The organism is Paenibacillus sp. FSL R5-0928, assembly GCF_037970385.1.
GTDB lineage: Bacteria > Bacillota > Bacilli > Paenibacillales > Paenibacillaceae > Paenibacillus_AQ > Paenibacillus_AQ odorifer.
The window spans coordinates 4687572-4714554 of sequence record NZ_CP150225.1 but is presented as its reverse complement, the minus strand read 5'-3'; the positions used below and the strand labels follow the sequence as shown (position 1 = coordinate 4714554).

Annotated in this window: 23 protein-coding genes; 15 read left to right on the top strand and 8 right to left on the bottom strand. The window is 43.0% G+C overall.

Annotated features, from left to right (window positions below; genetic code table 11):
• The first annotated feature begins 18 nt into the window (after positions 1-18).
• Positions 19-1875, top strand: coding sequence for an assimilatory sulfite reductase (NADPH) flavoprotein subunit (locus tag MKZ16_RS21325; RefSeq protein WP_076100412.1), 1857 nt, complete (start codon positions 19-21; stop codon positions 1873-1875).
• A 46-nt stretch (positions 1876-1921) separates the two neighbouring features.
• Complete coding sequence (gene cysI, locus MKZ16_RS21320) at positions 1922-3646, top strand: assimilatory sulfite reductase (NADPH) hemoprotein subunit (RefSeq protein WP_076100127.1); 1725 nt, start codon at positions 1922-1924, stop codon at positions 3644-3646.
• 387 nt (positions 3647-4033) lie between these two features.
• On the opposite strand, the gene MKZ16_RS21315 is transcribed toward cysI, so the two are convergent.
• From MKZ16_RS21315 to MKZ16_RS21305, 3 genes are all read right to left on the bottom strand, one after another.
• Positions 4034-4897, bottom strand: coding sequence for an IS3 family transposase (locus MKZ16_RS21315; protein WP_256717136.1), 864 nt, complete (start codon positions 4895-4897; stop codon positions 4034-4036).
• Positions 4898-4908: 11 nt separating this feature from the next.
• Positions 4909-5226, bottom strand: coding sequence for a transposase (locus MKZ16_RS21310; RefSeq protein ID WP_036683594.1), 318 nt, complete (start codon positions 5224-5226; stop codon positions 4909-4911).
• An 832-nt stretch (positions 5227-6058) separates the two neighbouring features.
• Positions 6059-7666 (bottom strand): cellulase family glycosylhydrolase, encoded by a 1608-nt coding sequence (locus tag MKZ16_RS21305; RefSeq protein ID WP_076105227.1) that lies wholly within the window; start codon positions 7664-7666, stop codon positions 6059-6061.
• 399 nt (positions 7667-8065) lie between these two features.
• Between MKZ16_RS21305 and map the strand changes: the two genes are divergently transcribed.
• On the top strand, positions 8066-8812 hold the full coding sequence (gene map / locus MKZ16_RS21300) for a type I methionyl aminopeptidase (RefSeq protein WP_036685786.1): 747 nt from the start codon (positions 8066-8068) through the stop codon (positions 8810-8812).
• Positions 8813-8866: 54 nt separating this feature from the next.
• On the opposite strand, the gene MKZ16_RS21295 is transcribed toward map, so the two are convergent.
• On the bottom strand, positions 8867-9271 hold the full coding sequence (locus MKZ16_RS21295) for a CBS domain-containing protein (protein ID WP_038572361.1): 405 nt from the start codon (positions 9269-9271) through the stop codon (positions 8867-8869).
• A 176-nt stretch (positions 9272-9447) separates the two neighbouring features.
• Here MKZ16_RS21295 and MKZ16_RS21290 point away from each other — a divergent pair, with 176 nt between their 5' ends.
• From MKZ16_RS21290 to MKZ16_RS21265, 6 genes are all read left to right on the top strand, one after another.
• Positions 9448-11556 (top strand): methyl-accepting chemotaxis protein, encoded by a 2109-nt coding sequence (locus MKZ16_RS21290; RefSeq protein WP_076105228.1) that lies wholly within the window; start codon positions 9448-9450, stop codon positions 11554-11556.
• Between the two features lie 684 nt (positions 11557-12240).
• Positions 12241-12441, top strand: a complete 201-nt coding sequence (locus MKZ16_RS21285; RefSeq protein ID WP_036685790.1) for a cold-shock protein — start codon at positions 12241-12243, stop codon at positions 12439-12441.
• A gap of 64 nt (positions 12442-12505) precedes the next feature.
• Entirely contained in the window at positions 12506-12733 is a 228-nt protein-coding gene (locus MKZ16_RS21280) for a hypothetical protein (protein WP_038572358.1), read from the top strand.
• 207 nt (positions 12734-12940) lie between these two features.
• On the top strand, positions 12941-13750 hold the full coding sequence (locus MKZ16_RS21275) for a GNAT family N-acetyltransferase (protein WP_076105229.1): 810 nt from the start codon (positions 12941-12943) through the stop codon (positions 13748-13750).
• Positions 13751-13758: 8 nt separating this feature from the next.
• Positions 13759-14862 (top strand): LCP family protein, encoded by a 1104-nt coding sequence (locus MKZ16_RS21270; protein ID WP_052097155.1) that lies wholly within the window; start codon positions 13759-13761, stop codon positions 14860-14862.
• A gap of 28 nt (positions 14863-14890) precedes the next feature.
• Positions 14891-15382 carry a DinB family protein gene (locus MKZ16_RS21265; protein ID WP_063829829.1) on the top strand — a complete coding sequence of 164 codons (492 nt, stop codon included), beginning with the start codon at positions 14891-14893 and terminating at the stop codon, positions 15380-15382.
• Here the strand turns inward: MKZ16_RS21265 and MKZ16_RS21260 are convergent.
• Positions 15379-15588: a hypothetical protein gene (locus tag MKZ16_RS21260; RefSeq protein ID WP_036685800.1), complete on the bottom strand. Its 210-nt coding sequence runs from the start codon at positions 15586-15588 to the stop codon at positions 15379-15381. The two genes, MKZ16_RS21265 and MKZ16_RS21260, sit on opposite strands and share 4 nt — an antisense overlap.
• 280 nt (positions 15589-15868) lie before the next feature.
• Between MKZ16_RS21260 and MKZ16_RS21255 the strand changes: the two genes are divergently transcribed.
• Positions 15869-16228, top strand: coding sequence for a hypothetical protein (locus MKZ16_RS21255; protein ID WP_036685802.1), 360 nt, complete (start codon positions 15869-15871; stop codon positions 16226-16228).
• Between the two features lie 40 nt (positions 16229-16268).
• Here the strand turns inward: MKZ16_RS21255 and MKZ16_RS21250 are convergent, their stop codons facing one another.
• Positions 16269-17540 (bottom strand): serine hydrolase domain-containing protein, encoded by a 1272-nt coding sequence (locus MKZ16_RS21250; RefSeq protein ID WP_051491413.1) that lies wholly within the window; start codon positions 17538-17540, stop codon positions 16269-16271.
• Positions 17541-17606: 66 nt separating this feature from the next.
• Between MKZ16_RS21250 and MKZ16_RS21245 the strand changes: the two genes are divergently transcribed.
• From MKZ16_RS21245 to MKZ16_RS21230, 4 genes are all read left to right on the top strand, one after another.
• Positions 17607-18290: a response regulator transcription factor gene (locus MKZ16_RS21245; protein ID WP_038572354.1), complete on the top strand. Its 684-nt coding sequence runs from the start codon at positions 17607-17609 to the stop codon at positions 18288-18290.
• Positions 18291-18292: 2 nt separating this feature from the next.
• Positions 18293-19567: a HAMP domain-containing sensor histidine kinase gene (locus MKZ16_RS21240; protein ID WP_076105230.1), complete on the top strand. Its 1275-nt coding sequence runs from the start codon at positions 18293-18295 to the stop codon at positions 19565-19567.
• A gap of 160 nt (positions 19568-19727) precedes the next feature.
• Positions 19728-20501, top strand: a complete 774-nt coding sequence (locus MKZ16_RS21235) for an ABC transporter ATP-binding protein (RefSeq protein WP_036685808.1) — start codon at positions 19728-19730, stop codon at positions 20499-20501.
• A 2-nt stretch (positions 20502-20503) separates the two neighbouring features.
• A complete protein-coding gene (locus tag MKZ16_RS21230) occupies positions 20504-22846 on the top strand; it encodes an ABC transporter permease (RefSeq protein ID WP_076105231.1) in 2343 nt (780 codons plus the stop codon).
• Between the two features lie 52 nt (positions 22847-22898).
• On the opposite strand, the gene MKZ16_RS21225 is transcribed toward MKZ16_RS21230, so the two are convergent.
• Positions 22899-23327, bottom strand: a complete 429-nt coding sequence (locus tag MKZ16_RS21225) for a VOC family protein (protein WP_036685812.1) — start codon at positions 23325-23327, stop codon at positions 22899-22901.
• Between the two features lie 455 nt (positions 23328-23782).
• Here MKZ16_RS21225 and MKZ16_RS21220 point away from each other — a divergent pair, with 455 nt between their 5' ends.
• Complete coding sequence (locus MKZ16_RS21220; protein WP_256718548.1) at positions 23783-26431, top strand: glycoside hydrolase family 6 protein; 2649 nt, start codon at positions 23783-23785, stop codon at positions 26429-26431.
• A 58-nt stretch (positions 26432-26489) separates the two neighbouring features.
• Here MKZ16_RS21220 and MKZ16_RS21215 read toward each other — a convergent pair whose 3' ends face one another.
• Complete coding sequence (locus MKZ16_RS21215) at positions 26490-26885, bottom strand: DUF2871 domain-containing protein (RefSeq protein WP_036689034.1); 396 nt, start codon at positions 26883-26885, stop codon at positions 26490-26492.
• Positions 26886-26983 lie beyond the last annotated feature (98 nt).

The window sequence follows — 26983 nt, the reverse complement described above, 5'->3', positions numbered from 1 at the left end:
TAGGAGAGGTGGATATTGTTGCAACTACAGGTAACGAACAGTCCTTTTAACGAGAGCCAAGTCGAGCTACTCAATCGTCTTCTACCATCCTTAACGGAGACACAGCAAATATGGCTTAGCGGTTATTTGTCGGCCATGGGCCTTACTACTGCACCATCGGCAGGTGCCGGGGTTCAAGCAGTGCAATCAAATACGATAGGAAATGCGGAAGGTAGTGCCGTTAGTCAACCTGTAGCTTCACGTGAAGTGACCGTGTTGTTTGGGTCCCAGACAGGGAATTGCCAACGGCTGGCTGGGAGCTTGTCCCGCAAGCTGGAGGAGCAAGGATTTCAGGTCACGATCACTGCGATGAACAGCTTTAAGCCCAATGCACTTAAGAAGGTTGAGAACCTCCTATTGCTGGTCAGTACTCACGGTGAAGGCGAGCCGCCAGATAATGCACGGATGTTCCATGAATTTCTCTATAGCAAAAGAGCCCCTCAATTAGAGAATCTGAAGTTCTCAGTGTTGGCACTGGGGGATACCTCTTACGAATTCTTTTGTCAGACCGGCAAAGACTTCGATCAGCGGCTTGAGGAACTTGGCGGCAAGCGGTTAAGTCCGCGTGTGGATTGTGATCTTGATTATGATGATTCGGTTACCGAATGGTTTGAAGGCGTGATTGGTGCCTTAAATGCACATTTAAATGCTCCGGCCATTGCGGCAAAAGCGGTTCAAGCTGCGGAAGACACAGATTCTCAGGAGCCTTTGTATACCCGCAACAATCCTTTTAAAGCGGAAGTATTAGAAAATCTAAATCTGAACGGACGCGGTTCCGACCGGGAGACCCGCCATTTGGAGCTATCACTAGAAGGCTCTAACATACAATTTGAGCCAGGGGATGCGCTGGGTGTCTACCCGGAGAATCATCCTGAATTGGTAGACGCTATTATTCATACTATGGGCTGGAATCCTAATGATATTGTTCCATTTAATAAAAAAGGGGAAGAAGGTTCCTTACGTGAGGCACTTCTTCACCACTATGAAATCACTGTATTAACCAAACCGTTGCTTGAGCAAGCGGCGAAGTTATCTTCTTCTAACAAACTAAAGGATTTATTGGCGCCAGAACGTGCGCAACAGCTTAAGGAATATATTCAAGGCCGCGATCTGCTCGATTTGGTTCAGGACTTCTCTCCATGGGAAGGTTCAGCCAGTAACTTTGTGACTATTTTGCGCAAGCTTCCAGCACGACTCTATTCAATTGCTAGCAGCTATAAAGCTAATCCAGATGAGGTTCATTTAACGGTTAGAGCTGTACGTTATGAGGCACATGGCCGTGAGCGTTATGGGGTCTGCTCGGTACATTGTGCTGAAAGAGTCCAGCCGGGAGATACGTTGCCCATCTACATTCAACATAATCCTAACTTTAAGCTTCCAACAAATCCTGATGCGCCGATCATTATGATTGGACCGGGGACAGGCGTTGCACCCTTCCGCTCTTTCTTGGAGGAACGTGGCGAGCTTGGGGTGGAAGGTAAATCATGGCTGTTCTACGGAGATCGGCATTTCGTGACGGACTTCCTCTATCAGACGGACTGGCAGAGAATGCTAAAAGACGGCTTGTTAACTAAGCTGGATGTTGCTTTCTCCCGTGATACCGAAGAGAAAGTATATGTTCAGCATCGCATTCTGGAAAAGAGCCGCGAGGTCTACGAATGGCTGCAAGCGGGAGCTCATATTTACATTTGCGGTGACGAGAAGCATATGGCACATGATGTTCATTCTGCTCTGATTACTGTCATCCAGCATGAGGGTGGGCTGAGTCCTGAAGAAGCGGCAGCTTATTTGGATAATATGCAGCAGGCGCAGCGCTACCAACGTGATGTTTACTAATGGATAGAGGAAAGTTATCGAATGACTTCGGGGGGAGATAACAACAATGGCAAACAATGAAAAGGTTAAGCCGATCGGCGGGCCTCCAAGTGATGTTGAACACATTAAGCAAGAGAGTAACTATCTGCGGGGCGCGCTTGTTGAGACATTAAGCAATCCGATTACCGGAGGTTTGCCGGAAGATGATAATCGGCTGCTGAAATTTCACGGAAGTTATATGCAGGACGATCGGGATTTACGCAATGAGCGTGAACGGCAAAAGCTGGAGCCTGCATTTCAGTTCATGCTTCGTGTAGTTGCCCCAGGCGGGGTAGCGACACCAGAGCAGTGGCTAGTGATGGATGATCTGGCACAAAAATACGGTAATGGGACCTTACGTCTGACTACCAGACAGGCGTTTCAAATGCACGGGGTACTCAAATGGAATCTTAAGAAAACCATTCGCAGCATTAATGATACGCTGATGACGACGCTGGCAGCTTGCGGCGATGTTAACCGTAACGTAATGAGTAATCCGAATCCTTACCAGTCAGAGGTGCATGCAGAGGTCTATGAATGGGCGCGCAAAGTGAGTGATCACTTATCCCCACGTACTCCCGCCTACCATGAGATTTGGCTAGACGGTGAAAAGGTAGTAGATAGCTTAGGCGAACGTGCGGAAGTAGAACCAATCTATGGTCCGGTATATTTACCTCGTAAATTTAAGATTGGTTTAGCGGTGCCACCTTCTAATGATGTGGATGTATTCTCGCAAGATCTGGGTTTTATCGCTATTCTGGAAAATGAGAAGCTAGTAGGCTTTAACGTTTCTGTAGGCGGCGGTATGGGGATGACTCATGGGGATACCAGTACTTATCCTCAGTTGGGACGTATTATTGGTTTTTGCCGTCCCGAACAGTTGATTGATGTGGCAGAAAAGACCGTAACGATCCAGCGGGATTATGGCAATCGCTCTGTCCGCAAAAATGCAAGGTTCAAATATACGATTGACCGCCACGGTCTGGAATGGTTCGTTGACGAACTGCATGAAAGACTCGGATGGCAGCTTGAAGCGGCACATGATTATCATTTTGATCACAACGGAGACCGTTACGGCTGGGTGAAGGGTACCAATGGAAAATGGAATCTGACACTTTATATCCAAAGCGGACGGATTCATGACCAAGAAGGATACACCTTGATGACTGGCTTGCGGGAGATTGCTAAAATCCATACTGGAGATTTCCGGCTAACGCCGAATCAGAATCTAACGATTGCCAACGTCACTACTGCCAAAAAACGAAAAGTAGCTGAGCTGGCTAAACAGCATGGACTTACAGATGGAGCACATCTTTCTGCATTGCGGCGCAGCTCCATGTCCTGTGTAGCACTGCCAACCTGCGGACTTGCGATGGCTGAAGCGGAACGTTATCTGCCTTCGTTGATAGATAAGCTGGAGCTTGTTATAGATAAAGCTGGTTTGCGCGACGAGGAAATTGTAATCCGGATGACCGGCTGCCCTAATGGATGTGCTAGACCAGCGCTGGGTGAAATCTCGTTTATCGGCAAGGCTCCAGGCAGATATAATATGTATTTAGGAGCAGGCTTTACGGGTGATCGCCTGAATAAAATGTATAAAGAAAACATAGATGAGAAGGAGATCCTAGAGACGCTTGAACCTATTCTTCACCGATATGCCAAAGAACGTCAACAAGGTGAGCATTTTGGAGATTTCGTGATCCGTGCAGATTATGTTAAAGCCGTTACCTCTGGACTTAATTTCCATGACTAAATGAAAGTAGATTTAAAAATGTCCCGGGGCCAGTTGGATGGCTGCCGGGGTATTTTTTGTGGTTTGGGCGTAGTTAGGTGCCGAGGTGTCGTGTCGTAAACATAATGCTCCAAAGGTAAAGAATGGTAGGTGAGCGCAGACGAGTAGTAGATGAGTAGCAGATGAGCGGAAGATGAGTAGTAGATGAGCGATAGTAGAGCAGTAGATGAGCGCGACGAGCGGCAGTAGACTAACAAGGTGACGGACTCAGGAGCCCTTATTTCCTGAAATCTTGCCTAATTGCAGAGTATTCGGACCCCAGCGTCGTTATGGGGATGAAAAGAGGCAGGAACAGGCCTTTTTCAGAGGAATAGAGTCTCTCTGGACCTCTGTCAAGAAAGTGGACAGTCATGCAACAGACATTCTAGTCAATTGCTCAGCAAAACGAACTGGAGAAAGATACCCCAGCGCGCCATGCATTCGCTTGCGGTTATAGTAAAACTCAATATATTGAAAAAGTGTCTGGTAGGCTTGCTCCTTAGTTTTGAATCGTGGATTACAATAAATGAGCTCCTTTTTCAAAATGCTGTGCCACGACTCGATACAGGCGTTATCATAACAGTTACCTCTGCGGCTCATGCTGGACTCCATGCCATACGCTTTCAACTGCTTCGTGTATTCATGAGAAGTATATTGAGAACCTCTATCGGAGTGATGTAATAGACCCTTTTCCGGTTGTTTAGCTTCGTAAGCATCTTGTAAGGCGCCCGAAATTAAGCTAGTTTCCATATGGTTCTCCAAGCGCCACCCCACGATTTCGCGCGTGCAAAGGTCCATCACACTAGCCAGGTACAAGCGCCCTCCCCGGCAAGGAATGTACGTAATGTCGGTAACCCATACTGAATTGGGTTTGAGTATTTTAAATTGCTGGTTCAGCGTATTCGGGGCAATCGGATGGTCATGATTGGAGTCAGTGGTCTGTACGCGATACGTTTTGGAGACAATGGAGCGAAGCTTCATATGTCGCATGTACACACTCACCGTGCGTTCGGTAACGGTATAACCTTCTTGATGTAACAGGCGGGTGATCTTCGGACTCCCATACCGCTTTTGATGGTCGGCAAAATGATACTGAATTCGCTTCATTATCGCAGCCTTACGAAGCATATGCGTACTGTTTTTTTCTGTCCGCCACTTGTAGTACCCGCTCCGTGACACATGTAGGGTCATGCACATCTTCTCCAAGAGAAACTCGGAGCGATGTTTTTCAATAAACTGGAATCTCAGTTCCTTGGTTTGCTGAAGATGTGCACTGCTTTTTTTACGATCGCTAATTCCTCTTCCACATCAGCAATCTTGTTATCTTTTTCTTGAAGTTGACGGCTCATTTCTTTCAACTGTGCCTCGAGTTCCCGTACTCGATCCACGCTAGCTGCCGGTTCATTCTTTAGTTCTCGATACTGGCTCATCCATTGATGCAGGGTACTTTTTGGGATGTTGAGCTCTTCCGCCAAGTCGCCCACTGTCTTTGTTTGCTCTTGAATGAACTGCACTGTCTGTTTTTTAAATTCTTCGTTATACCGTTGTCGATGTTCTCCCATGTGAACACACCTCCGTGGACTCATTATCGCCAGTCTGTTAACTACTGTCCACTTTTTATTCTAGCTTCACTCCAGTCCGAAAACTGCTCAAAACGGCTTAAATCGCACAAATAGCGTCATCTGAGTCCGAAAACCACAACCGAGTGTTCAAAAAGTAAAGAACGGCAGATGAGCAGCAGATGAGCAGAGCAGTAGATGAGCGCGACGAGCGGCAGTAGACTAACAAGGTGACGGACTCAGGAGCCCTTATTTCCTGAAATCTTGCCTAATTGCAGAGTATTCGGACCCCAGCGCCGTTATGGGGATGAAAAGAGGCAGGAACAGGCCTTTTTCAGAAGAATAGCGTCTCTCCAGTCCGAAAGTTGCTCAAAACGGCTTAAATCGCACAAATAGCGTCATCTGAGTCCGAAAACCACAACCGAGTGTTCAAAAAGTAAAGAACGGCAGATGAGCAGCAGATGAACGGCAGATGAGCGATAGTAGATTAACGTCAGAGTAATGAAAGAGTCGAATTAGATAGTGTGAAAGAGTGAAATCAGATCAGTAGGAGCAACAGTAGAGTAGTACGCAGAATAGCCAAACAAAAGAGCAGCAATCGACTAGCGGAACAATAGACGAGCAATAGTAAACTAACATCAAAGTAGTAACAGTCCAGCAGCAGACTAATCCAGCAGTAGACTAACAGCAGTAAATCACTGTTGACTGACAAATCTAACAACAGTCATCTTTTGAGCTACTATAAGTAAGCATTATCCTAACATCTGCGCTACAACAGATCTAATTTTAAAAACCAGCAAGTCTCCAATCTTGGGAGGCTCGCTGGTTTATGTTTTTAAGGAGCGATGCCGGAGATCAGTACATCGTTTTGATACAAGGTTACTTTGTTCCAAGTGCTGAAGGAAACTTTGGTTGGGTCGAACGAATAGTCATTTGCTTCATTGAAGTTAGACCAGTCGCTTTTATGCACTCGTAATTGGATTTCTCCTGACTGTCCACCAGCAGGTATGGAGCCCGCGCTAGCGTTGAAAGTAAGCTCAACGTAAGAGTCGGCGTTCGTTCCACTAGTGGACCCAAGGGCAACCGATATATTAGAAGCACCGATCTGCGCCCAATCGATCACACCATTGAGGGAGGCGCTTCCATCTTTAGTAAAGTAATAACGAATTTTCAGTCCATTTAGATTGACTGCCGTTGTTCCGTTGTTATAAATGTTGAAGTAAGGTTTGATTGAGTTATCTGTAGCATTGGTATCTGCTGCACGGTAGTAAAGTGCCAGATTACTGGATGGCGAGCCGGTAGGAGTGGCTGTAGGTGTTACTGTTACTGTTGCTGTTGGCGTTGGTGTTGGCGTAGGTGTAGGTGTAGGTGTAGGTGTAGGTGTAGGTGTAGGTGTAGGAGTTGTGCCACCATCCGGCACAGGTTGGTAACCAGGCGTTGTATAAATTTTATTAAGCACGGAGGTTGCTAAGGTTCCGTTTGCTCCATTAACGACTGTATTTCCCCAGTTGCTGAGTGTTCCTGCTGGACCGCTGGCTAGATCCAGATATTCGACGCCTCCGCCATTACCATACCAGGACCAGGCGAGCCATCCTACCTTTTTTTCCTTAGTGTAGCTCATAATGGTGGCTTCATCGACATCTCCACCCGTGTGCTTGTCACCGAATTCGCCGATAATCACGGGGGCTCCAATGGCCAAGGCACTATCGATATTGCTCTTAACGGTAGCAGCATTACCTCCGGCATATTCGTACATATGAATCGAGAAAATAGTATTTTTTAAGGTATCTGAATTATATACAGCCTGACCACTAGTGAAAATGGATTGTGGGTATTGACCCCATCCCGCTGCATCTACAACTAAAGTGTTCTTAATGCCCGCATTTCTTAACGCCGGAATTGCCGCTTGGTAACCACTGGCCCATGTTGCAGTGTTCCAAGAACCGTACCATTCATTAGCAATATTCACAATGACACGATCTTCTTTACCAATCAAAGCATCCTTGATGCTGATCCAATAGTTGACTGCAGCGTTAAGATCAGATGTGTTGTCTGAGCCAGTAGCATCATGCACTTCCAGCATGGCAATCAATTTATACTGATCACAAAGCTTAAGAATATTTTGGACATCCGCCAAGGTATCGAGAGACCACTTGCTGCCATTAGAAAGTACAATTCTGACGGTATTGGAGCCAGTGGCTGCAATGGCCGGTATTGCAGTAGCCAGATCGTTTTTGTACCAAGTGTGTGCATGATTAACCCCACGCATTACAAAAGGACTGCCGGTGGCATCATACAAAGTGGTACCGCTTACATAAAAGCCCTTAACAGAAGTGTTTGCTGCCGCTGCCTGCTGTTGAGGTAAAGAAATAGAAAGAGTAAGGATACTAATTAATACTAACAAACTGATTTTCCGGAACGAAAAATGCTTACTGAATTTCATCAACATTTCCTCCTTAATCAAATAGGGTTGCTTCTTAGATTATGCGTATCCTTCAGGTGGTTGCAGTAAATGCACTCAATTACAGGCATGTATCACCTCCTCAGTTATTTTGAATATAACATATAAAGGAATTTTTAGGAATAATAAATAATTTAACGATAACAATAATTTTATGTTTTATTAGAAAATAAGACGAAGTGCTGATCAGGCACTCGTCTTTCATCTAACATTATCATAAAAAAATGATGTTATTTTTAGATTCAGGAAGGAAAATATAATTTTTTTTGACTAATGATTTGGATTTCTCGCGATTTTCTTTCATAATATAAAGGGTAAACTAAATACAAAAGAAGAACCGTTGCCCGAGAGCGATGAGTTCTGTACAGAAGAGGCGATATTATGATTATCATGAAAACGATGGAAGAGATCGAAAAAATGCGTGCGGCGGGAAAAATTCTCGCTGAATGTCATCGTCAAATTGCGCAAATTTTGCAGCCTGGTATTACGACCTGGGAAATTGATGAATTTGCAGAAAAATTTATATTGTCTCAAGGAGCTACTCCTGAGCAAAAAGGATATAATGGGTACCCGTACGCAACCTGTGCATCTGTAAATGATGTAATATGCCACGGATTCCCGAAAAAAGAGCCGCTAAAAGACGGGGATATCGTAACCATTGACATGGTTGTTAACTTAAACGGCTGGTTGGCAGATTCGGCCTGGTCTTACGGCATTGGCAATATTAGTGAACAGGCGACCAAACTTCTAGACACTACTAAGGAATCGTTATTCCGTGGAATCGAGCAGGCGGTTGCAGGCAACCGTATCGGGGATGTTGCGCATGCCATCCAAGTTTATGCAGAGTCTAACGGATTTTCTGTAGTACGTGATTTTATTGGCCACGGGATCGGTTCAGAAATGCATGAAGCTCCGGAAGTGCCTCACTATGGTCCAGCAGGGAGAGGGCCTCGTCTTAAAGAGGGGATGGTATTTACCATTGAGCCCATGCTGAACACAGGCAGTTACAGAACAAAAATTGATGCGGATGGTTGGACTGCGCGTACCATTGACGGCGGATTGTCAGCACAATATGAGCATACTTTAGCGATTACCCCACAAGGAACGATTATCCTGACTGAACTGTAATTTTGATGAAAAATAAAATGACCAGTCTCCGTAATGGAGATTGGTCATTTTTTATTAATCTGTAATGTTGCGAGTGTAATATTCAATGATATCTTTTCTCCTAATAATTCCAACAAATACACCCTCATTATCAATCACAGGAACGAAATTCTGATCCGCAGCAAGCGTCAGCATATCCTCCATTTCTGCATTTATGAGAACACTTTCGTTATGAACATGCTTTTGGATGTCGCTTACTGGAACTTCCCCTATATTGTCAAAGGTTAAATCTGCTGTGTTTTTCAGCTTCCACAATAGATCACCCTCCGAAAGTGTTCCTACATATTTTCCTTCATTATCAATAATAGGGATAGCCGTGTAATGGTGCTGTTCTAATTGTTCTAAGGCTTCCAGCATGGATAGTGAGTTAGTGATATAGGCAACTTGATCTTTTGGCAACAAAAAAGAGGATATTTCCATCGGCATGAACTCCTTTGTATTATGTTTTTTTGATTAGGCTACTTTTATTTAAACATACTTTTGGAATGGATAGAATTTTAAATTTTCATCCCTTGAATTATAGGTAATAAGTCCTATTGAATAGAGGTCGTATTTTGTCGATTAAAGATATATTATCCTAGAGTGGAGTTGTTCAGATGGCATTGTATCGAAGGCTTTCTTTAACGTTTAAGTTTGTTATGGTGGTAAGTTTAGTAATTATTGTGATCTTTTTCTTTAGTTTAGTCGCAAACCTGGCTAATCTGCGTAGTGTGAGCATATCCAACGGTGAACTTCAGGCAGAGATCGCAGGGAAAAGTTATGCGGAGACCATTCAGAATAGAATGATAGACATTCAGTCGACGGGTGAAGCGCTCGCTGAGGTACTGATTGAATCAAGAGAACGTCAAACCTTGGACCGTGAAGATGTTGTTTCTACAATGAAAACTATGCTTGAGCACAGACCAGAAATTTTTGGGATGAGCATATTATGGGAACCCAATGCTTTTGATCAGAACGATCAGGCTAATATAAATAAGATGCCATATGATGATGGTACGGGGCGTTTTATTCCTTATGTCTTTAGAAATCAAGGTGCAATTAAGGTTGAACCCTTAAAAAATTACGATGTAGAAGGTGCAGGTGATTATTACCTTTTACCTGAAAAAGAGAAAAAACCGGTCTATATTGAACCCTATTCCTATGAGACGACTGGTGGAGCAATAGAGATGATTTCGGTCATGCTGCCGATTTTGGATAAAACGGGTGCATTTCTTGGGACTGTAGGGTTCGATGTTTCGTTAACCCAATTGCAGGAAGAAGCTGTTAACTATAAACCTCTGGGAGGTTATGTTTCTTTAATCACTGGTAATGGCAAATATGCAGCCAATCCAAATGATCCTCAAAGTGTACTCAAAGAGTTCGGTGATACAGAAGATAAAACATTACTGTGGAAGCGTGTGAAGAATGGGGAGGCCACACTGGGATACACGATAAATTCCAAGGGAGAAGACGTGCTGCGGACTTTTGTTCCGATACCAATGCCTGGAAGTGACCAGGTCTGGTACACACAGACAGCGATTTCTAAGGATGTTATCATGGCTGATTATGAACAAGCCAAAACAGAATTTTTTATCATTATGATTATTGGTATTTTGATTTTAGCTGTTATTGTTGGTCTTCAGCTATGGTTGATGGTAGTTAAACCGCTTCGCTTGTTATCTGATAAATTTCAGCTGATGTCTCAGGGTGATTTGACTCAAACCCTGCAGGTTCGAAATGATGATGAATTCGGCAAGATGGCTACACATTTTAATCATATGACCCATAAGCTTCGAGAAATGTTTGGACTTGTCGCTGATTTATCAATGTCTGTGGGAGCTACCTCTGAAGAGCTGACAGCTAACGCTGAGCAGACTGGGAAAGCTGCTGAACAAATTGCTGTGGCAATTGGACGAGTAGCCGAAGGAGCGCAGCTGCAGAGTGATTATGCGGGTGATTCTTCAATGGCGATGAGCGAGCTGAATGTTGGAGTGCAACGGATCGCTGACTCTTCGTCATCGGTGTCTGCGTCTGCAGATGAAGTTACCGATCAGACGAAAAAGGGCAGTGCGCAGCTTCAAATGGCAGTGAACCAAATGTCAGAGTTAAAGCTGTCTGTGGATGAGACGAGTCTGGCAATCGAACGTTTAGGCGAACGATCTGCTCAGATCAGCGGGATTATAGGCCTGATTTCGAACATAAGTAAACAGACCAATCTGTTGGCACTAAATGCGGCTATTGAGGCGTCCAGAGTGGGTGAACATGGCCGAGGTTTTGCTGTAGTGGCCTCAGAAATTCGTATGCTGGCAGATCAGACTAAAAAAGCTGCCGAACAAGTTACTGCTTTGGTTGAAGATGTGGTGCAAGATACTAATCAAGCTTCACAAGCAATGGCTGTCGGCAATGAAAAAGTAATTCTTGGTGTGCAAAGTGTATCTGATAGTGATCTTTTATTTACTTCGATTCTGACAGAGATGACGCAGGTGACTGATCAAATCCAAGAGGTGTCAGCAGCTGCACAGCAGATGACCGCGGGTACGGAGCAAATTTCAGTTACAGTTAAACAATTAGCCGATCTTGCTTCGGAAGCTTCATCTGACTCCCAAAGTGTGGCAGCAGCCTCAGAGGAGCAGCTTGCTTCTATGGAAGAGATCTCAGCTTCGTCGGAGTCACTTAGCTCAATGGTGCAAGACCTGTTGGATAAATTGTCCTATTTTAAAATTTAAATTCCCTTTTCAAATTTTAGAAAAAGGGCTATCCCCTAAGCTATGAAAATGACTGCTGTGTCGAAAGCACATGCTTAGTCACTGGAAAATACGCTTAGTAACCTGCTAAGGGACACAGTGGTCCTTAAACGTAGGATTATCCGATATTTGGAATGTTATCGGACTCCAGTGCAGCTATTGGCCCAAAAAATGCTTAATATGAGCCTCTTTCCAAGGAATAACGTCGCTGGTGTCCGAATTCTAGCTGTAAAGGATAAAAACATGTAAATAACGTCAACTGAGTCCGAAAGCCCCGCAGGATAATGAAAGTGTAGTTGAAGCAGACCGCGAATGACCAAAAAACGCCGAACAGCGATTCTTCGAGAACAGAAGAATCGCTGTTTTGTTGATTTTAAGATTTTGAAAGTGAGGAGGTCAGTCTCCACTCGTAGAATCACTTATGACACAGCTCCTTCTTTCTTCCCATTTTGTTCATAATGCAGAAGAGTATCTATTTGGTGTTAGCTGTGCTATAATCAATCTATCGAAAGTATTTACCTGGCGAATTCACATAGCGTAGAGGGTTATTCTTTAGACGTTAATAACCTTGTACCATATGTGAATTTTTATTTTTTTAGAGATTTTGTAAGAGATTTTTTGAGGATAAGAATAACATGTAAATAAAAATAAGGTGGTAATTATATTATGCAAACAGGAACAGTGAAATGGTTTAACGCAGACAAAGGTTTTGGTTTTATCGAGGTTGAAGGTGGAGAAGATGTATTCGTACATTTCAGCGCAATTACTGGTGACGGATTCAAGTCCCTGGATGAAGGACAACGTGTAGAATTTAACGTAGTTCAAGGCAATCGTGGTCAACAAGCTGAGAATGTTGTAAAACTGTAAGTAGTAAAATGAATCCCCAAACGTATCGTTTGGGGATTTTTTTATAGAAAGGTGGCGGATGTAAATGCAGGTGTTTGAAGACTGGAATTTAAAAGTTAAGAAAACCTTTAACGCTACAAGTAACAAGGAAGTATTGACGGTATCTGAAGCGGGAAGCTTGCTTGGGCTGTCTAAAGATCAAATGAAAAGTTATGTAGATCAGCATAAGTTGACTAAAGTTCCGATCATGAGAAGTGTCGTCAGATATCTTTTACTGAAGAGCGAGATCGATATGATTGTGAAAAAAACCTAAGATCATCATTAATAAATAGGGTAGACCAATCCTTGATAGGATATGGTCTTTTTTTGTCTCACAAATTTCTTATAAATAGAAACTTATCGACCCGAAGATCGTCTATAATAATGGGATATTTTAGGTAACAGTGTCATCCAGCAAAAAATATCCTCACATACTGGTGGTTATCTATCAAAACATTACGTGATATCTAAGGAGAAAATTATGAAACGACTAGAGAGTAAAGATTATTACAAAGCTATTGAGCCTTTAGGAAAAGTGAAAATAAATACGATGTTCGCTGAGTCAGTGGTGAAGCAAGTCATACCTGGCAGCTTATATGTTGACGATATCGTTAACCCGCGTGCTTTTTACATTGCACACCCTTGTGGAATGTCTTTATTAATTGGTGAGTCGGATAATGAAGAGTTTAAGCGCGACCTTTTTGATTACATAACCAATAAAAATATGATTCGGCATCATCAAGAGTTGCTGCAGGCTGATCCAGCGGGAGGTTGGCCGGAAGTTATCGCTCATTGGAGTGAACAGGAAATGCTCCATAGAAATACAAGGGTCAACTTCAGCTTTAACCGCGAGAGATATCTGAACCAGAAAGCTTCTTATCTTAACCAAGACCTTGAAGTGGTGCGAATGAACAAAGAACGGTTTATGGCGGCAACAGGAGGTGTCAATCCTAAGGATTTTTGGAGGAATGAAGAGCAATTTCTTGCTGAGGGGCTGGGCTTCAATATTCTTGACGCTGGGGAAATTGCCTCTACGGCATTTTCGGGTTTTGTTAATGAGCATCAACTGGAAATTGGCATAGAAACCTCAGAAGCACATCGGGGGAAGGGCTATGCCTGCGCTGTCTGTTCAGCCTTAATCGAATACTGTCTAGAACATCAGCTTGAGCCGGTGTGGGCGTGTCGTCTGGATAACGAAGGTTCTTTCAACTTAGCGCATAGATTAGGCTTTGAGACAACCTACATGATTCCCTATTATCGGCTGGTAGAATCCGTCATCAGGAAGGGTTAAGGATCCGAATGAAAAATAAACAGATTACCCATTCAGCTTCTTCTTTTTCTTTAAGTAGAATTGAGAAAAAGAAGGTGAAGAAGAAAACTAAGACCAGCAAGAAAAAAAAGATCTGGCTATTTACGCTTGCTATCGTACTTATTGCTGGGCTAGGATCTTATGTTTTTCGTAAAGAACTGCTGATTTTCGGATTTAATAATGTTGTGGCTCCGACTATTGAACACACGCTTGATGGGTCATACGTTCCTTTAAAAAATAATGAAAATGCTGAAGCTCCTGGATTCCAACCCACGACGGATAATAAGGATCGTCCATTTTCTATCCTCCTATTGGGTACTGATCAGCGGGGAAAAGAGAACGGGCTTTCTGATTCGATTATATATACTGTGATTCGGCCAGTTGATCATAAAGTATTGTTCGTGTCGATCCCTCGTGATTCCTATGCAGAAATTATCGGAGCGGAAAATGTTAAAGGAGCTAGGAAAGAAACCAAGATTAATGCAGCACATTCCTATGGCGGTCCTCAGATGAGTGTAGACACCGTTAAAAATTTATTAAACGCGCCTATCGAATATTACGCTACTATTAATTTCAACGGTCTTGTGGGCGTTACAGATGCTCTAGGGGGTGTTGAACTTCCGATTACCAAGGTGATTGAGAACAAGAGCCCGGATCATGAGAAATTAAGAATTGAACCGAACAAACCGATTTATTCTGGCGCTGAAGCATTAATGTATGTAAGATACCGTGAGGATTCTGATTTTAAACGAACGGAGCGGCAGCGGATCTTTTTGAAATCTGCGCTTGAACGGATGAAGAGAGTAGATAATATCCTTAATATACAGAAAATCATCGAAATAGCAGGCAGTAATTTCCAAACCAATATGAAGTCAGACTTTATTCTTGATTTGGCGAAAAGAGTAATTCTCGAGGGGGGTACTCCTGAGATCACAAGCCATATGTTGCAGGGTGAAGGCAGACGGAAGGATCAATGGTATTATATGCTTGACGAAAATGATGTGAAGCGTACCCATGAGTTGATTGAGATTTGGCTGAATCCTGACTCTACCGATATGGATCTGGCCGCAGCTTCTGCGGATGACGCAGCATAGATGTTGTGACTGAATTATTTTATTTTTCATGTGGAGGTTGATCTCTCTGGCTGCAAAAACAAATGAGCAAATGTTACTCGAATTTAAGTCCCTCATCCCGTTCGTAGAATCTTTAGGGGAAGTATCAGACAAACATTGGAATCAGCCTATTGCAGCTGGTAAATGGACTGTAAAGGATATCATCTGTCATCTCATGTTATGGGATAAATATTTTTATGAAGGTGCGATTAAGAAAATAATTCTCCGGGAACCGATCACAACTAAGCATTTGGATTTTAACGAGTTTAATGCTAACGCTGTAGAATATGCTAAATTATTATCTGAACAAACATTAATTGAACAATTTGTTCGTTATAGAACTAAAATCATAGATGCAGCTGCAGGGTTAACGGAAGATGAATTCAATCAGGAATATAAGGACGGAGATCGCAAAAAATTCAGCGTTCGCAAGTATTTGAGAAGTTTTATCCCACATGATAAGCATCATAAAAAACAGATTGAGCAGTTCTTGAAACCTTAAACCTTGGCGCGATTTTGAACTAACTTCATGGATTGGCGTATGAGGATAGGACCAAACATGCTTCCGGCAGAGGCGGCAATTAAGGAATGGAAGGGAAATTTTATAGCAAAATAAAAGACCCATCCAGCAACAATATCAATAAGGATGAACTTCTTGATCTCGGATAATGGAATGGTCACGAAGACAATAGATTGTTTGTTTCTCACAGCAATGACCTCCTAATTTTAAGAAAACATCTTATAAATCCACTGTTCATTCTATTTTGGAACTAAGATGTCCCATTCCGTCTAAATCTACAATCGAATCGTAAAAAAAGGAAGTATGCCTTGCGGATCTTTTTCGCAAAGTGTACTTCCTTTTTTGTATGTGAGGATATTATCTGACTAATATTTGGCAGGGTATGGAAAGTCACAGAAGATATATTCAATCACTAGTACAATGTAAGCGTTATCTTTTTGTGAAAATATATCCTAAAGGAGCTAAGCTATGAGAGTGAAGAGACTATCTTTTAACCAGCTTGTGTTTATCTGTTTAGGTTTTCAATACTTGTTAATGCGTTTGTTCTCTGCCGGCGAGGCGATCGTTATCACATCGATAGAGCTAGTAATATATATTGTTTATACTGTCGCCACCCTTGCCGGATTGTTTCTCCGGAGCAGACGAATTGATAGTGAAGCTGTATCTGGGTTGTCGTCGTTATTTTTCAGCGTGTTATGGACGGTATCTTTGTTCTCACAGTTTCGGAAAGAAAGTTATCCAAATGCTTTAACAATCATTAATTCGCTGGGGGTGTCTTCAGCGGTAATCGTGATGCTCACACAATTTATTATTTTGGCCAAGGCTTAGGCTTTAGCTGAAAAAAAAGGCGGGTGCCCCAGCAGCCATTTCATGGCTTATGCGGCACTCGTTTGTTTTTTTTCATCCCCAGAAATGAAAGCTCACCCTGTTCATTCCGTTTAAATTCAAATTCACTGTCATGCTTGGTATGATGGAATCTTGTTTCTGAGATAGGATAGAACGGTGTAACCTCTTCATCATTCCAGACAAAATAATAGTCCTGGCCCCTACGCTCTACGCTCGCTTTGCAGCCAAATCCCTCATAGGTCCCCATATATTCAGCATACATGCTATCATCAAGTGGGAAGGCTTGCGGGAATATCGGCATCTCGGCAGGCTCACCGAATACTAATCCAGATAGAGATTCCGTTAACTTGGTAATGGGGACACAATCATAATTGGTCAACATGATGACGGTCGTCTGCTCTTCTGGATATCTGTGCATTTCACTTCGGAAGCCGCGATAAGCGCCGCCGTGATACATTCTTTTGCGATCATAACGTTCGTCCAAAAACCAACCAAAACGATATTTGAGATTACTTGAATGAAAAGCCATCTCCAAAGTATCGTGGGATACTAATTGATCGGAGTATAACGCTTGATCCCACAGGAAAAGATCAGCAGCCGTCGAATACATAGCACCCGCTGATAGGATAGAGCTCATATTTATGTATTCACCCTGAGTATACTCACCCCATGAGGAATGATAAGGTGAGGCTAATTTTGAAATGATTTGCTGATTGTTATAAACTCCTGTATTTACCATGCCAAGAGGCTGTAATATAAAAGTAGTGATATAATCTTCAAATGTCATGCCTGTAATCTTCTCAATAATCATTCCTAATAAATAATAACCTGAATTATTATAGGAAAACGATGTGCCAGGCATAAATGCAGGCGGTTGACTCACAAATAGCTGTAACATCTCCAGTGGAGTCAGCTTCAGCTTATTTAATTTTTGATTGTATTCGGGTAGAGAAGTGTAGTTGGCTATACCCGAGGTATGTCCCAGCAGATGAAGGACGGTAATCCCCTCGAATGCATGCTGTTCAGGAAGATACTTAAGGATCGGATCTTCCAGTCGCAGACGTTTTTGTTCTTTTAGCATCAGAATTGCCATGCCAGTGAATGACTTGGTTAATGACCAGATCCGGAATTTGGTATCTATAGTGTTCGGAACCTGATGTTCAAGATTCGCATATCCGTATGCTTTTTGTAGCTTGATTTCTCCATGCTGAGCTATTAAGACTGTGCCGCTCAGTGGCCAGCTTTGTTCGTATTTTTCTAAATATTGCTCCAGACGCTGGGATTGTTTATCCACAGGTAACCCCTCCTTAAAGGCATATTCTAACATAATACTAAATTCTGTTGAAGCGGAGAGAAATGCATGAGATATGATTGTTTAATTATTGATGATGAAACTGAACTTGCGGAGAGCACCTGCGAATATTTTAATTTGTTTGATGTTCAAACCGCGTTTGTTACAAGCGCTGCTGCCTGCCGGAGCTTTTTGCGTGAGCATCAAGTCTCAATGTTACTGCTTGATATTAATTTAGGCGGTGAATCCGGCTTCCAGTTATGCAAAGAGCTGCGTCAGACGATGGGGATTCCTATCTTGTTTATTAGTGCCCGCTCCAGTGAAGATGATGTATTGATTGCTCTTGATATCGGAGGAGATGACTATATTCATAAGCCGTATACCCTGAGAGTGCTGCTCGCAAAAGTGAAGGCAGTGCTTAAACGCCACAATAACGAAGTTATAGCTGAGGCAGCGGTCCTTCAAGCCGGCTCTATCCAGATAGACCCTGAACTTAGGAGGGCAAGCCTTAATGGCGTAGCTCTCAAGCTGAAAACGATGGAATATAAACTGCTCAGCTATTTGATTCAGCATAAAAATAGGGTAATCCCCAAAGAGGAGTTATTTACAGAGGTATGGGGAGATGTTTTTGCGGGGGATGGCACCTTAAATGTACATATTCGCCATCTACGCGAGAAGATTGAGCAGAATCCTAATGATCCTCAGTACATCCGTACAGTATGGGGCATCGGTTATGCTTTTGAGGACAAATAGTTATGACTAAAAAACTGCTGTTGGCTCTTCTACTTACTATATTTGCCGCAAGTTTAACGCTCACATTCCTAATTCTTAATTTGCAGGAGGAGACAGGAACAGATAGAGTGGCTATCAATACCATTGTGAAGCTCACGGAACAGAACTGGGACAGGCTTGATCCGAAGCTGTACAAGGAAGGTCCTTATGAATTTGCCATTATCGATACCGCGGGAGTACTTAAATATCAGACGGGAAATGCGATTTCCGTTACCGTTAACGAAGCCATCAACAATCGGGATACTCTAGTGGACGTTTTTGTTCAGGATAAGATGGTGGGTAAGGTGATTATTAATAATGATTACCGTGCGATTTTTATACATATGAAAAAACAATTTATACAAGTTTCTATTGTGATGCTGCTACTGCTTACGGTTTTAGGCATTCTCTATATTTGGTTCCTGAATCGATCGGTTCTCCGTCCATTTCGCAAAATGCAGCTATTCGCGAAGCATATCGCGAGAGGTGATCTGGAAGTTCCGCTGGAGATGGATCGTAATCATCTGTTTGGTGCTTTTACCGAAAGCTTTGATATGATGCGGGAAGAGCTTGCAGCGGCTAGACACAGCGAATATTTGGCGAATAAAAGTAAAAAAGAACTGGTTGCTAGTCTCAGTCATGATATTAAAACACCAGTTGCTTCGTTAAAGGCGATCACGGAACTGATGTTATTAAGCGCAAGGGATGAGAAGACCAGCAGACAGCTTAACACTTTGTATTCCAAAGCGGATCAGATTGATCGTCTGGTGACCGATATGTTCCATTCGACCTTAGAGGAACTAAATGAACTTAAAGTCAGCTTAACGGAGGAGCAAAGCCACCTGCTGATCCAAATTATAAATAATGTAAATTTCTATGAACGGATTTTAGCAGCAGCAGTGCCTGACTGTATCATTACGGTGGACTCCTTGCGGCTGCAGCAGGTGATTGATAATGTTGTGAATAATTCCTACAAATATGCCTACATAGACACACCTATTGATATTAAGTTCGAGATTACGGATCATTATCTGGAGGTAGATATTCTGGATTATGGCCCCGGAGTTCCTGAGGAGGAGCTGCCTTTAGTATTTAATAAATTTTTTCGGGGCAGTCTGGCCGTGAGCCAGAATGGTGCGGGTCTAGGCCTGTACATTTCCCGTTATATGATGCAAAAAATGCAAGGCGACATTGTGTGCTCCAATCGGGAGGATGGATTTACAGTCAAACTGCTAATTCCTTTAGCAGGACAGAATTAAGAATTAGCTAAGGATTGCACAAAGACATGTTAAGAACATTTAACGTACGATAAGGTTGCAATTACGAATGAGCTTGTGATTGCAGCCATTATATTTCGCGTAGAGCAATGATTTTCTTTTAGCGCAATTAATGAGCATGAATGTAAATGGAGTGTTCAACATGAGCGAAGTGAATAATAAAGTGCTGATGCAGACTAATAAGCTTGGAAAAACCTTCTCCCATGGAGGAACTCAGCAGCATGTTTTGAAAAATCTGGATCTGACCTTATATCATGGTGATTTCACGATTATCATGGGCAGCTCTGGTTCTGGTAAATCAACACTGCTGTATGCCATTTCGGGTATGGATAAGCCAACGCTTGGAGAGGTTCTATTTGAAGGTCAGGATATCACAGCCATGAGTAATGATCAGCTTGCGATATTCCGGCGGAAGAATTGTGGGTTCGTGTTTCAGCAGATTCATCTGCTGGATACGATGAGTGTCCTCGACAATGTATTATCTAGTGCTTTTCTTGTACAAAAGGATAGAGCAGGGGCTGTGAAAAAAGCCAAAAAGCTACTCTCAGATGTAGGTCTGGATGACTCTGTCTGGGGCAAGTTTCCGGCGCAAATCTCAGGTGGCGAAGCTCAGCGGGCGGGTATTATCCGGGCATTGATCAACAGTCCAAAAGCGGTTTTCGCTGATGAGCCGACAGGTGCGTTAAACAGTTCAGCAGGAATAGGTGTATTGCGCGTCCTCACTGAGGTGAATAGGCAAGGGCAAAGCATAATTATGGTTACACATGATCTTAAAACCGCGTTGCGTGGTAATCGGATATTGTATCTGCGGGACGGAGTCATCGTTGGTGATTTGCGTCTTACCCCTTATAGCGAAGATAACGGACCTGAACGGCAGCAGCAAGTACAGTCCTTTCTAACCGAATTGGGGTGGTAGGGATGAGCAGCCTAATAGGAAAACTAGCTTGGTCAAATATTCGTAAAAGAAAAAGCGCCACGCTTACACTCTTCATTTTGATCATGATAGCTGTGCTGCTGCTGAACATTGGCCTTACGGTCAGTTTAAAGCTAAATTCTTTTCAGCAAGAAAAAATGACTGAATTAAGGACTCCAGAAATAAGTGCATTTTTCCCAAAAGATGATCATCTAGAAGAGTATGAGGAGCTTGTGGATAGTTATTCATATACAGAAACCTGGGAGAATGAAGCAGCAATTCTGTTAGCAGACGCTAAAATGAAGTACGGACAAACGGACACTACGGTAGCTTTTATAATTCTTAACATGGATACACCGCGGACCAAGGGACTATTCAAGACAACGACTCCGCTAGGATCTAAGGATGCGGATATGATCTATTTGCCTTATTTGTTCCATGTTGGATCGGGGTATAACCTTGGCGATACCTTTTCTTTTGTATACGATAATAAGCCATTCTCTTATACCATAGGTGGCTTTATTGAGGAGCCGTTGCTAGGGACGTTAACTAATGGAGCTTTAAAAGTATTTTTGAATGATGAAGGTTATAAGCAGTTGGAGAAACGTCTTGAAACAGAAGCTCAGTACAGCTTTCTATCAGCAGATTTAACCGATCCTTCAAAGGATGTAAAGCTGGAACAAATGCTAAGTGAGCGGATTTTTGCCTCAGGAAATACGGATCAATTTCAAGTCATGCGGGCAGAGGTTGGTCTCCAAGGGAACCGTGTTTTTGTTAATCTTTTAGCGGCCATTCTGATCGTATTTGCCCTGATTATGGTTCTAATCTCGCTTATTGTCATCAGGTTTCAAATATTGGGACATATTGAAGACAATTTGACGAATATCGGTATTTTAAAAGCCAACGGTTATACTTCATGGCAGATTAAAAACGCGCTTCTGCTACAGTTCACCTCAGTGTCAATCATCGCAGCTATACCGGGAGGTGGGTTATCTGGGCTGGTTATGCCGTTGGTAGGGAATATGATTTCGTCTTCAATCGGACTTCTGTGGCCAATATCCTTTGAAGGGGTCAGTGCAGTACTTAGTTTGGTTATTGTCTCTGGACTAGTGCTACTTGTTACCTATCTGTCGAGCCGGCGAATTCGGAACATTACTCCAATTACAGCTCTGCAGAGCGGAATCCTCACTCACAATTTTAAGAGGAACCCAATTCCACTCGAAACATCCCGAATGAATCTGCAATTCAGCTTAAGCCTTAAAGCTTTAGTAAGGCAAATGAAGCAGAATATGATGATCGTATTGATCGTTGCCGGATTAACCTTTTCTAGTATTTTTTGCTCTATATTGAATTTCAACTTTAAGGGAGACACCTCAGCAGTTATAAAACTGGTAGGTATAGAACGCAGCGACTTTTTGTTGTTGCCGAAAAACGGTGACCTACAGCAGGGGAAGTTTACAGAATTAGAAGCCATGCCAGGGGTTGAAAAGTTGACTGTATTGGATAGCATGGTCGCTTCGATTAAAAATACCAGCTTTATGCTCCGGGTATCTGACGATTATAGCAAGCTGGAGACACAAACCATATACAAAGGGCGAGAGCCTATTTATGATAATGAAATTGTGATTTCCGGTGTTATTGCAAAGTTGAAAAATACAGAAATAGGGGACGAGGTACCTATCACTTTTAATGGTGTGACGGAGAATTATTTGGTCACTGGCTTAAGCCAGCAGATTAGCCAACTTGGAATGGTGGCGAGTATGACCGGTGATGGAATGAGAAGACTTCAACCGGAGTACACCCCTCTGTCCATCAATGTGTATCTGAAAGAGGGGGGAGATGCGCAAGCTTTTGTGAAGGATCTGGAAGCACGTTTCCCCGGAAAATGGAACATTACTAACATTCGAGAAACGGTTGATAGTACGCTCAGTACATTCACTGCCGCAGTATCTTCTATGACAGCAGTCATCACTGTGGTGACGATTATAGTAGTCAGTCTGATTTTATATTTAGTGATTAAGACTTTGATTCTGAAGCGGAAGCGTGAGTTCGGCATTCTTAAAGGAATGGGTTATACCACTTTTAATCTGATGACGCAGATTACCTTTAGTCTGTTTCCGGTGATTGTGGTGGGAGTAGCTTTGGGGAGTATAGGCGGTTATTTTTTCTCGGACTCTGCGTTTGTACTATTGCTCTCGAGTTTAGGGATTTATAACGTCCAACTGGCGGTTAGTTTGCCACAAGTATTGCTATTGTGTGCAGCCATTCTAGTAGTCGCTTATGCGGTGTCTATGCTTGTTGCCCGGCGAATTCGGAAGGTTAGTGTGTACGATTTGATTATGGACTAAGCAAAAGACAAAAAACAACGAGCAGGAGGTTACTCCATACTCGTTGTTTTTTTTACATATTCATTCGTCCATCATCATAATTGAATTGCCAATCGATGCCGAATTTATCTTTTAGACTACCATAACAAGAGCTCCAGAAGGTTTCTTGCAGTTCCATAACTACTTTACCGCCCTCTTGAAGTTTATTGAAATATTTCTTTATGTTATCTAAATCCTTACTAACTACGGAAAGACTAATATTGTTTCCTTCGATAAAAGGCATGCCTGGAAAAACATCAGAAAACATTACATTACTGCCTTCGATATTCAAGCGGGTATGCATAACCAAATCTTTAGCTTCCTCAGGAAGAGTGAAATTGGGATCGGGTGGTGTTTCACCAAAGGTCATGATTTGTGGACGTTCAGTGCCAAACACCTCTGCGTAAAACTCTGCTGCGTCACGACAATTCCCGTTGAAATTAAGATAAACATCGATAGACATTTTTTTCACTCCTTAAAGGTTTGTTAGCGGCACATCAAAAGTTCTTAAAATTCAAAATACCTTATCACATCCACATTGTATCATTTACCAGTTTATAAACAAATATACTTTTAGTCTCATTATTAAACTTTTATTTCATCTACTATCTTCTAATTAAAAATAGGATATGGTAGTATTCAAGAAAAGGGATAATTTTCTATAAATTAAATAAAATTATATTTATGTTAAATAGTTGGGGTTTATTTGGGCTCGTGTTTGATCTTTACCACTGAGAGGAGGTGATGGTGAGTGCGGGTAAGGCATAGAGGAGGTGACAATTCTTTAAAGGAGTGAATACTGCAATTGTAGCATCGCGTGGCTATTAATAAATTATTTGCGAATTTATTTAATTGTCGAAAGGAGAATAATAAATGACAAAAGCACTAAGGAAGCAAATGTTGTTATTGCTTACGATCATGGCTTTAGTTATCACCGGATATGCTCCTTCTACCACGTATGCCAGTGAGGCACATGTTGACAATCCGTTTGTAGGAGCTACAGCATATGTGAATCCTGATTATGCCGCACTGATTGATACCTCTATTGCTCAGGTTACCGATAGTACTTTAGTTTCCAAGATGGAGACCATAAAAAAATATCCGACAGCCGTATGGCTGGATCGAATTGCTGCAATTTATGGCGGAGAGGACAATGGAGGTAGAAAAAGTCTGGAACAGACTTTAGATGCCGTACTCGCGCAAAAGCAACCCAATACGCCGATTACAGCCACGTTCGTAATTTATGACATGCCTGGTCGGGATTGCCACGCTCTTGCCTCCAATGGCGAGCTGCCACTGACAGCTGCGGGTCTTACAACCTATAAGTCAGATTATGTTGACGTAATCGCCAGTATTTTTGCAAAGCCCAAATATAGTGACATTCGTATAGTGACTATCGTAGAGCCGGACTCGCTTCCGAATCTAGTCACCAATCTCAGCACACCACAGTGTGCTCAAGCTAACTCCACGAATATTTACCGTGATGCTACGCGTTACACTTTAAATGCTCTCCATGCCATTCCGAATGTATATACTTACATGGATATTGGTCACTCCGGCTGGCTCGGATGGGATACTAACCGTGGCCCCGCTATCGACCTCTTTACTTCGGTTGTGTCAGGCACTACAGCTGGACTTGCTAGTGTCGATGGATTTATTACGAATACAGCCAATACCACTCCACTAGTAGAACCTAATCTTCCAGATCCGAATCTTACGATAGGCAGCCAGCAGCTTCGCTCCGCAAGTTATTATGAATGGAATCCGTATTTTGATGAAGCCGATTTCACAGCAGCTTTGTATTCAGGTTTTGTAGCAAAAGGTTGGCCTTCCACGATCGGCTTCCTTATTGATACCTCCCGTAACGGGTGGGGTGGACCTAATCGTCCGACTAGTGCAAGCGGAACAACCGTTAACGCTTATGCAGATTCCGGTCGGATTGATAAACGTCTCCATCGCGGCAATTGGTGTAATGCCAGCGGCGCTGGAATTGGAGAAGTTCCACAAGCAGCCCCTGCAGGTTATGCAGCCTCACATTTGGACGCATTTGTCTGGGTGAAACCTCCGGGAGAATCTGATGGTTCCAGCAGTGCCATTCCAAATAATGAAGGCAAGGGCTTTGACAGAATGTGTGATCCGACTTATACCAGCTCAAGCGGCACACTGACCGGTGCATTACCTAATGCGCCTGTATCAGGTCACTGGTTCCATGATCAATTTGTTCAGCTGGTACAGAATGCTTACCCTGTAATTCCTCTGAGCAACGGAGGGGGCACTGTAGTTCCAGCGGCACCCACTAACTTGGTAGCGACAGCGGGAGATGCAAAGGTAAGCCTGAGCTGGAGCGAATCCAGTGGTGCGACTAGTTACACGGTAAAACGAGCGACCACAAGCGGAGGGCCGTATACCACAGTAGCGACAGGATTAACAGCTACGAGCTACTCCAACACCGCCTTAACGAACGGAACAACTTATTACTATGTTGTAAGCGCAACCAATAGTGTGGGAGAGAGTGCGGATTCTACACAAGCGAGTGCGACTCCAGCAGCAGTGGCGACTGTTCCCGCGGCACCAACCAATTTGGTAGCGACAGCAGGTGAGGCGAAAGTAAGCCTGAGCTGGAGCGCATCCAGTGGAGCGACTAGTTACACTGTGAAAAGTGCAACCACAAGCGGAGGACCGTACACTACTGTAGCGACAGGGCTAACGGCAACGAGCTACACCAACACGGGCCTAACGAACGGAACAACCTATTACTATGTTGTAAGCGCAACCAATAGTGTAGGAGAGAGTGTGAATTCGGGACAAGCAAGTGCGATCCCAGCAGCGGTGGCAACTGTTCCAGTGGCACCAACTAACTTGGTAGCGACAGCAGGAGATGCGAAAGTGAGCATGAGCTGGAGCGCATCCAGTGGTGCGACGAGTTACACTGTGAAAAGTGCAACCACAAGCGGAGGACCGTACACCACTGTAGCAACAGGGCTAACGGCAACGAGCTACATCAACACGGGCTTAACGAACGGAACAACCTATTACTATGTTGTAAGCGCAACCAATAGTGCGGGAGAGAGTGTGTATTCGGCACAAGCGAGTGCTGTTCCACAAGTTCCGGCAGCAACTAGTCTGACGTTGCAGTATCGGGCGGGAGATACTAATGCGACAGACAATCAGATCAAACCTTATTTTAATATTAAAAATAACGGCACAGCCGCAGTGAACTTAAGCGATCTTAAAATCCGTTATTATTTCACTAAAGATAGTAATCAGACGTTAAACAGCGCAATTGACTGGGCACAAGTTGGCAACAGTAATATTCAAGTCGCCTTTGCAGACTACACAGGCACGAATGCAGACACTTACGTTGAGCTTTCGTTTACTTCTGCAGCTGGTTCCATTCCAGCTGGAGGCCAGTCCGGAGATATTCAGCTCAGAATATATAAATCCGATTGGACTAATTTTAACGAAGCCAATGACTACTCCTTTGATGCTACTAAAACTGCTTATACTAACTGGGATAAAGTGACGCTTTATCAAAGTGATGCTCTCGTATGGGGGATTGCTCCGTAACGGAAAGCAGGGGATATTTAAAAGAGCCGCTGGAGTGATCCTGGCGGCTCTTTCTGTATTATTTAATTCGTTTACCGAGTAGCACAAGCAGCCAGATGATTCCAGCCCCAACAATGGCGTGACCAAGCCCCGCAATATGGGGCAGGAAGCTAATATCACTGCCGTTAATTTGCAGCATTCCACGTGTAGCCATTGCACCAATCGTGATTAGAAGACCAATGTTATAGACAATGTACCATGCACCAAAAGATTTAGCCTCATGGATATTAAATAACTTATCTAAGATCATAGCAATAATAAAGAAAAAGAATCCTAAGATTAGAATGTGGGTGTGAAGCGCAACTAATATAGTATCTCCTGTGAAATCATTCATTTTAGTAATTTCGCGATAGGCCACTCCGGCTATCAAACCAAGAATTGCATAGAAAAAAGACGTGTAATACAATTTTTTCATAAGAATATCTCCTTTGTAGTTATCGTTATGATTGAAGTGTATCAAGCAATTAAGAACGCAATATGAACAAATGATTACAAGGTGAAAAAAATCACTAG